The organism is Parvibaculum sp., from assembly GCF_035325945.1.
Lineage (GTDB): Bacteria > Pseudomonadota > Alphaproteobacteria > Parvibaculales > Parvibaculaceae > Parvibaculum.
This window is the reverse complement of sequence record NZ_DAOKYX010000002.1, coordinates 1-4,556: the sequence shown is the minus strand read 5'-3', so window position 1 is coordinate 4,556 and position 4,556 is coordinate 1. Positions and strand designations below refer to the sequence as shown.

4 protein-coding genes and 1 pseudogene are annotated in these 4,556 nt (G+C 63.9%); 1 reads left to right on the top strand and 4 read right to left on the bottom strand.

The window, feature by feature from the left end:
• The 4 genes and pseudogenes from PKA57_RS02060 to PKA57_RS02045 all read right to left on the bottom strand — a co-directional run.
• Positions 1–419 (bottom strand): annotated as a pseudogene (locus PKA57_RS02060) (mandelate racemase/muconate lactonizing enzyme family protein); the annotation flags it as partial.
• Between the two features lie 2 nt (positions 420–421).
• Entirely contained in the window at positions 422–1,324 is a 903-nt protein-coding gene (locus PKA57_RS02055; protein WP_324297267.1) for an amidohydrolase family protein, read from the bottom strand.
• Positions 1,321–2,343 carry an aldo/keto reductase gene (locus PKA57_RS02050; RefSeq protein ID WP_324297266.1) on the bottom strand — a complete coding sequence of 341 codons (1,023 nt, stop codon included), beginning with the start codon at positions 2,341–2,343 and terminating at the stop codon, positions 1,321–1,323. The genes PKA57_RS02055 and PKA57_RS02050 overlap by 4 nt, the downstream gene beginning before the upstream one ends.
• 72 nt (positions 2,344–2,415) lie before the next feature.
• Entirely contained in the window at positions 2,416–3,225 is an 810-nt protein-coding gene (locus PKA57_RS02045) for an IclR family transcriptional regulator (protein ID WP_324297265.1), read from the bottom strand.
• 90 nt (positions 3,226–3,315) lie between these two features.
• On the opposite strand from PKA57_RS02045, the gene PKA57_RS02040 reads away from it, so the two are divergent.
• A partial coding sequence (locus tag PKA57_RS02040) for an L-fuconate dehydratase (RefSeq protein ID WP_324297264.1) occupies positions 3,316–4,556 on the top strand: 1,241 nt, incomplete at its 3' end.

The following is a 4,556-nucleotide window of genomic DNA, read 5'->3' as shown; positions in this document are numbered from 1 at the left end:
CCTTCCGTCGTGTAGAGAGGAATGCTCTTCCTGGCGCCCCCTGCGAGCAGATGAAGCGGCATGGCGGCGCGGCGCGCGCGCAGATCCCAGAGCGCCGTGTCGATGGCAGCGAGCGCAAGCGAAGTGATCGCGCCAACCGTCGTCGCATGGGTGTGAAACTTGAGATCGGACCAGATGCTCTCTATGGCATCGGCCTCCGCGCCGATGAGCCTAGGCGCCAGATGATCGGCCAGAAGAGCGAGGATGGAAGATCCGCCCGTGCCGATCGTGTAGCTGTAGCCCGCGCCGACTGCGCCATCGGCGTCATGGATTCGCAGAACGATCGTCTCCTGACACACGAAACTCTGAATGGCGTCCGTCCGCGCTGTCTTCGGCGCCAGAGGCACTTTCAGGATTTCAACGCGCTCGATCCGGGCCATCGTCATCGGGCTCCGTCTTGCACGCGCGTGCCGCGAGGCGTCTCAGTCTGCGCGTCGGGCTGCGTGTCGATGCGATACCAGCGCGCGGCCGTCGCGCCGAAGAAGTTGCGCCTGTCCTCGGCGGATTTTCCCGCTGCCCATTCCGCGAACATGTGGAACCAGCCCGCATAGCTGCCCTTGAGAAGGAGCACGGGCCAGTCGCTTCCCCACATCAGGCGCGCCGAACCGAAGACCTCATAGAGATGATCGAGATAGGGCGCGAGGTCGCCGAGCGCTGCACCGGGGCGCGCCTCCGTGACGAGACCGGAGAGTTTGCAGGCGACATTCGGCGCCGCCGCGAGGCGCGCCATCCCGTCCGCCCAGGCGTCGAATCCATCGCCCTTTCCGCCTTCCCCGGCAATGTCCGGCTTTGCGCCATGATCGACGATGAAGGAAAGCCCGCCATGACGCCGGGCGAGGGTCACGAGATTGTCGAGATGCTCCGGTCTGACCAGTGCATCGAAACTCAGTTTGAGTTCTGTTAGCGTAAGGAATACTTGATCGAGTTCGCTCTTCAGCATCCAGCCCTTGTCCGGCAGATCCTGAAGCATCGGCCTTATGCCCTTGAAGACAGGATTTTCAGCGAGGCGGCAGAGCTGCGCGTGGCACTCCGCGCTTTCCATATCGACCCAGCCGACGACGCCGCGAATGAAGCCGTGCTCCGCCGCAAGCCCGAGCAGGTATTCCGTCTCGCGCATATCGGCCGCCGCCTGCACGAGCACGCTGCCGTCAACATTCGCGTCCACCATGTGCGGCAGAAGCTCGGCCGGACCGAAATCCGCATGGATCGGCGCAAGGTCGGGCGTCAGCCAGCCGTAATAGCCATTACCGAGACGCCAGAAATGCTGGTGCGCGTCGATCCTCATGCGACGGCCCCCGCCGGAACGGGTGCGCGAGGATGGACGAGCCCCCGCGCCGCGAGATCGGCCCAGAAGGCGCCGGGAATGGCATGAGCCGCGAGCGCGAGACAGCTTTCGAGTTCCGCCACGCTTGCCATGCCGGGGATGACGGACGCGACGGCGGGATGCGCCAGCGGAAATTGCAGCGCGGCGGCAGCGAGCGGAACGCCATGCGCGCGGCACGCATCGTCAAGGCTGGCGACGCGCCGCAGCGTTTCCTCCGTCGCCTGAGCGTAATTGTAGCGTGCGCCTTCGCGCGGGCCGGTCGCGAGGATGCCCGAATTGAAGGGCGCGCCGATGATGATGCCGATGCTGTCCTTCTCGCAGCGCGGCAGAAAATGCTCGACGGGCTCCTGCTCGAGCAGCGTATAGCGGCCCGCGAGAAGGAAGCAGTCCCAGTCGCCATGATCCATCGCCTCGGCGCAGACCTGCCATTCATTGACGCCGAGGCCGATCGCCTTCACACGGCCGTCGCGCCGCAATTCATCGAGCGCGCGATAGCCGCCCTCCATGGCGGTCTTCATCAGCGAGGGATGCGCCTCTGCCCCATGCGTCGCCGCGCCGATGTCGTGCATGAAGAGAATGTCGATCCTGTCGACGCCCAGCCGGACGAGACTGTCCTCGAAGGCGCGCATGGTGCCGTCATAGGAATAGTCGAACCATGGCTCATACGGCCCCGCGTCGATGAAGTTCTCGCGCTCCGCATGCCATGCCGCATTGGGCTTGAGCCGGCGCCCCGCTTTCGTGGATATGACGGCTTCGTCCGCTGGCACCGTGCGCAGGAATTTGCCGAGCCGCTCCTCGCTCAGCCCGAAGCCGTAAAGCGGTGCCGTGTCGAAATAGCGAATGCCCGCGTCCCACGCCTCCGCAAGCAGCTCGCCCGCCGCTTCATCTGTCATCCGGCGATAAAGATTGCCGACCGGCGCGGCGCCGAACCCGAGTTCGGACACCTCGACCCCCGATTGGCCGAGCAATCGACTACGCACAAGCATATCCCCCCGGTCTGGCTTTTTAGCTGCCCCAGAGTTTTATATATACGTTGTCATTTTATATGTAAACTAGAGAGCGCTGAGCGCGGCGGATATTTGCGCGCTTGTTTCGCGCAAGGCGTCTCCCACCGCCTCCGGGGTGACCGGATTGATGACGAGCCGGACATAGGGAACCGTGAGCGCCGCGACCGCGTTCTTGCCGTCGGGCCCGAGGATCGGACAGGAGACGTCCCAGACCCCGTCCATGATACGGCTCGGTTCGACGACCCGGCCCTGCTTGCGGATCTGTGCGAGGCGTGCGTCGAGCGCCGCCCAGTCAACACTGTGATTCTCGGCCCGGATCGCCTCGAAGGCCCTGAGCCTGTTCGCTTCCGACATGAAGGAGAGCAGGCAGTATCCAGAGCCTGTGACGAGGAACGGCTGGCGATAGCCGATGCGGACCGTCACACCCACGAGGTCCGGCCCCTCCGCCCGCGCGATGACCACGATCTGGCCGCCGGTCGGAATGGCGAGATGGCAGGGATAGCGCGTCGCTTCAGAAAAGGCGCGCATGAGCGGCGTGGCGATGTCCGCGAGCGCGCGATATTTCGGGCGCCGCATCCCGACCCGGAAGAGCTTGTCCGTCACCCGGTAGCGCTCATCTTCGCGCTCCACATATCCGCGCGCCTCCAGAACGGCGAGCATGCGGAATATCTCGCCCTTGGTGCGCTCGATGCCGTCGGCGATCTGCGCCAGCGTCGAGCCGTCGCCGCGTTCCGAGAGATACTCCAGAATATCGAGCCCCTTTTCGAGCGCGGGGGCCGAATAGCGCCCCGTTTCCCTCGGGTTCTCGGCCGCAGCCTCCTCCGCCGGGAGCTTTGCCGAGGTTTTCTTGGCCATGGTGTCGGTTTCCTGCTCGGATCACAGTGGACGAAGTGGTTTTATATATGACATACACATTCACTCATAAAACATTCGTCAGAGGTGAACGTGCTCGACGGACTGAAGATCGACGGCTGGCAAAGCTACGACATCCGCTTTCCGACGTCGGCCGGGCGGCATGGCTCGGATGCCATGAACGCCGATCCCGATTATTCCGCCGCCTACCTCACTTTGAAAACCTCGATCCCGGGACTTGAGGGACATGGCCTCACCTTCACCATCGGGCGAGGCAACGAACTCTGCGTGCGCGCCATCGACGCGATCATGCCACGCTTGATCGGCCTTTCTCTGGCCGAGATCAAGGCCGACATGGCCGGCTTCTGGCGCCATGTCACGGGCGATTCCCAGCTTCGCTGGCTCGGCCCTGACAAGGGCGTGATTCACCTCGCAACTGGCGCCGTCGTCAATGCCGTATGGGACCTCTGGGCGCGCGCCGCCGCAAAGCCGGTCTGGCAACTGGTCGGCGACATGACGCCGGAAGAGATCGTAAGCTGCGTCGATTTTCGCTATCTCACCAATGCGCTGACGCCGGAGGAAGCGCTTCGGCTCCTCGAAAACGTGCAGGCCGGCAAGGACGAGCGGCGCGCGAGGCTCCTTGCATCGGGCTATCCCGCCTATACGACATCCGCCGGCTGGCTCGGCTATGACGATGAAAAGCTCCGTATGCTGAGCCGCAAGGCGCGCGCGGAAGGCTGGACCCATATCAAGCTCAAGGTCGGGAAGAACCTGGAGGACGACATCAGGCGCTGCCGCATCCTGCGCGAGGAAATCGGCCCGGACATGAAGCTGATGGTCGACGCCAATCAGGTGTGGGAGGTCGATGAGGCGATCGGCTGGATGCGCGCGCTGGCGGAATTCGACCCCTGGTTCATCGAGGAACCGACCGCCCCCGACGACATTCTCGGCCACAAGGAGATCCGCGATGCCATCGCGCCGATCCGGGTCGCGACCGGCGAAATGTGCCAGAACCGCATCATGTTCAAGCAGTTCCTCCAGATGGAGGCGATCGACATCGTGCAGATCGATGCCGCGCGCGTGGGCGGGCTCAACGAGAATCTGGCGATCATGCTGCTGGCGGCGAAATTCGGAAAGCCCGTGGTACCGCATGCCGGCGGCGTCGGCCTTTGCGAATATGTGCAGCACCTGTCGATGATCGACTACCTCGCCATTTCAGGCACGATGGACGGACGCATCACCGAGTTCGTCGACCATCTGCACGAGCACTTCGTGTCGCCCTGCATCGTCGAGAAGGGACACTATCTCGCGCCGCTTGCGCCGGGCTTCAGCAT

What these genes read in the sequence shown, in the direction of transcription:
- PKA57_RS02055 (WP_324297267.1), bottom strand. Translation starts at nt 1,324, where the DNA reads ATGAGGATCGACGCGCACCAGCATTTCTGGCGTCTCGGTAATGGCTAT.
- PKA57_RS02045 (WP_324297265.1), bottom strand. Translation starts at nt 3,225, where the DNA reads ATGGCCAAGAAAACCTCGGCAAAGCTCCCGGCGGAGGAGGCTGCGGCC.